This window comes from Mycobacterium sp. TH-M15 (assembly GCF_057473705.1).
In genome coordinates, this window is the sequence record NZ_JBYCLB010000299.1 from 1 (window position 1) to 2,635 (window position 2,635).

Below are 2,635 nucleotides of genomic sequence, written 5' to 3' on the forward strand. Positions count from 1 at the left end.
GTTGGAGGCCGAGCACCAGGCGATCGTCGCCGACGTGTACGCCGCCGGTGACTTCTGGGGCGGGTCGGGTTCGGTGGCCTGCCAGGAGTTCGTCACCCAGCTCGGGCGGAACTTCCAGGTGATCTACGAGCAGGCCAACGCCCACGGTCAGAAGGTGCAGAGCGCCGGCAACAACATGGCCGGCACCGACGCGGCGGTCGGCTCCAGCTGGGCCTGACCGGCCAATAACCGCAGCACGGCGGCACACCGGGTGATCCGGTGTGCCGCCGTTTTTTCGTCGGTCATCGACAGGCCCGTCAAGGCCGCGTCAAGGTTCGGTCGCGAGCCGTTAAGAGGCCGTAAGGACGCGACCTAACCGACATCCACCGGGGCACGGTGGATCTCGTGCATCCGGTGACCCGGGTGCACGGGGCCGACCACCGGTCGGCGTGCTCGGTTAGGAGATGCCATGTCGTTCGTGACCACACAGCCCGAGGAGTTGGCGGCAGCCGCCGCCGACCTCGGCGCCATCGGATCGGCGATGGCCGCCCAGAACGCCGCCGCCGCCGCCCCCACCACCGGGGTGATGCCGGCGGCCGCCGACGAGGTCTCCGCACTCCAGGCGACCCAGTTCTCCGCCTACGGCACGCTCTACCAGCAGGTCAGCGCGGAGGCCGCGGCGATCCACGAGTTGCTCGTCCACACCCTGCGGGTCAGCGCCGACTCGTACGGCACCACCGAAGCCGCCAACTCCGCCGCCAACTCGTCGTCGGGCCTGACCGGGCTGCTGGGTTCGACCGGCCCGTTGGGCGCGTCGAGCAACATCGCCAACGTCGGCAACGTCGGCATGGGCAACATCGCCTCCGCGGCATCAGACCTACTCGGGATGGCCAGCGGCGGTCTGCTCTCCAACACCGTCGCCGAACCCGGGCTCGACGCGGCGGCCGCTCTCACCCGAGCCGTGCCGACAGAAGGGACGAGTCCGACGCTGTTGGTCAGCACGACCGCGGTCCCGGGGGCTTCGGCTGCCCTTCCGGTCACGACGGGTGCGAGCCCGGCAGCTGCCGTCAGCGAGGCACCCGCCGGATGGACCGCGGCCACCCCGGTATCCGACACCGCCGTGGCATCGGCCGGCGGCGCAGCTGCCCCGCACGGCGCATCGACCGCGGCGGTACCTGCCGGGATGCCGTCGGCGGCATCGGTCGGGCGCGCGGCATCCGGCTTCGGAAAACCACGGTACGGCGTGAAGCCGACCGTCATGCCCAAGCCGACAGTGACATAGCGCTCGACACCGAATCTGCCGCCGGTCGGATCGGCGGCCAAATCGACGACCACGAAAAGGATTCGCGACATGGACTTTGCAGCACTGCCCCCGGAGATCAACTCCGCGCGCATGTACATCGGCCCCGGTTCGGCACCGATGATGACTTCGGCGTCCGCATGGAATGCGTTGGACGCCGAGTTGACCACCAGCACAGCCTCCTGCGAGTCGGTGATCGCCATGCTCACCGGCGAGGTATGGCACGGGTCCGCGGCGGCCGCCATGGCCGCTGCCACCCGGCCTTACCTGGCGTGGCTCAACAGCACCGCCGTCGCCGCCCGGCAGGCGGCCGCGCAGGCCACCGCATCGGCTGCCGCCTTCGAGGCCGCGCACGCGATGACGGTGCCACCCACGGTGATCGCCGCCAACCGGTCTCAGCTGGCCGCGCTGGTCGCCACCAACTTCCTCGGCCAGAACAACGCCGCCATCGCGGCGACCGAGGCGCTCTACGCCGAGATGTGGGTGCAGGACGCGGTTGCCATGTACACCTACGCGGCCACCAGCGCGGCCGCCGCGGTGCTGCAGCCGCTGAGCTCGCCGAAACCGACCACCAACCCGGGAGGGCTGGCCGGTCAGGCCGCGGCGGCCACCCAGGCCACCGGATCGGCGGCCGGTCAGTCCGGGTTGTCGCAGCTGCTATCGGGTCTGCCGGGCGTGACGCAGAGCCTGAGCAACCCGCTGGACGGGCTGAACAACTTCCTCGGCATTCCGTTGGTCCAGAACAGCGTCAACGGGTCGATCAACACCGCGGCGTGGGTCGGCATGAACGCCGTCCCGACCCTGGTCTCCCTGGCCCACAGCATCGGGGCCAGTGGCCCGGGAGCGCTCAGCCAAACCATCGGTTCGGCCGGCCTGGCGAACGCCGCGCTGGTGGGCACCGCGAGCCCGGCCGTCATGGTGAGTGCGAGCGGGGCACCGGCGCTGGCCGGCGTCGGCCAGGCGGCCCGTATCGGTGGCCTCTCGGTCCCGGCCAACTGGGCCACGGCCGCGCCGGCAACCACCGGCGGCACCGCCGCGCTCCCGGCCGCCGGCTGGACGGCGGCCGCGGACGAAGGCATGTCGATGGAAGCCGTCCCGGCCGGCATGCCGACCGGACCGGCCACCGGACGCAGTGGGTTCGGGTTCGGCACCCCCCGCTACGGATTCAAACCGACCGTGATGCCACGCCCGTTGGTCGGATAGCTCGTCGGTAACACCCACAACGATCAGATAAGGAGACAGTTATGCCTTCACGTTTTATGACCGACCCGGATGCGATGCGGGCGATGGCGGGCCGGTTCGACGTGCACGCCCAGACCGTCGAGGACGAGGCCCGGCGGATGATGGCGTCGTCGG

At 70.7% G+C, this 2,635-nt stretch carries 4 protein-coding genes; all 4 read left to right on the plus strand.

Annotated elements, in window-relative coordinates; translation table 11 throughout:
- Positions 1–217: WXG100 family type VII secretion target (locus tag AC2VNT_RS07015; protein WP_486946163.1), on the plus strand; the 217-nt coding region annotated here is incomplete at its 5' end.
- A 231-nt stretch (positions 218–448) separates the two neighbouring features.
- A complete protein-coding gene (locus tag AC2VNT_RS07020; protein ID WP_486946164.1) occupies positions 449–1,261 on the plus strand; it encodes a PE family protein in 813 nt (270 codons plus the stop codon).
- A 69-nt stretch (positions 1,262–1,330) separates the two neighbouring features.
- Entirely contained in the window at positions 1,331–2,482 is a 1,152-nt protein-coding gene (locus AC2VNT_RS07025; protein ID WP_486946165.1) for a PPE family protein, read from the plus strand.
- 41 nt (positions 2,483–2,523) lie between these two features.
- Positions 2,524–2,635 (plus strand): WXG100 family type VII secretion target (locus AC2VNT_RS07030; RefSeq protein WP_486946166.1); only part of this gene is annotated, 112 nt, incomplete at its 3' end.

What these genes read in the sequence shown, in the direction of transcription:
- AC2VNT_RS07020 (WP_486946164.1), top strand. Translation starts at nt 449, where the DNA reads ATGTCGTTCGTGACCACACAGCCCGAGGAGTTGGCGGCAGCCGCCGCC.
- AC2VNT_RS07025 (WP_486946165.1), top strand. Translation starts at nt 1,331, where the DNA reads ATGGACTTTGCAGCACTGCCCCCGGAGATCAACTCCGCGCGCATGTAC.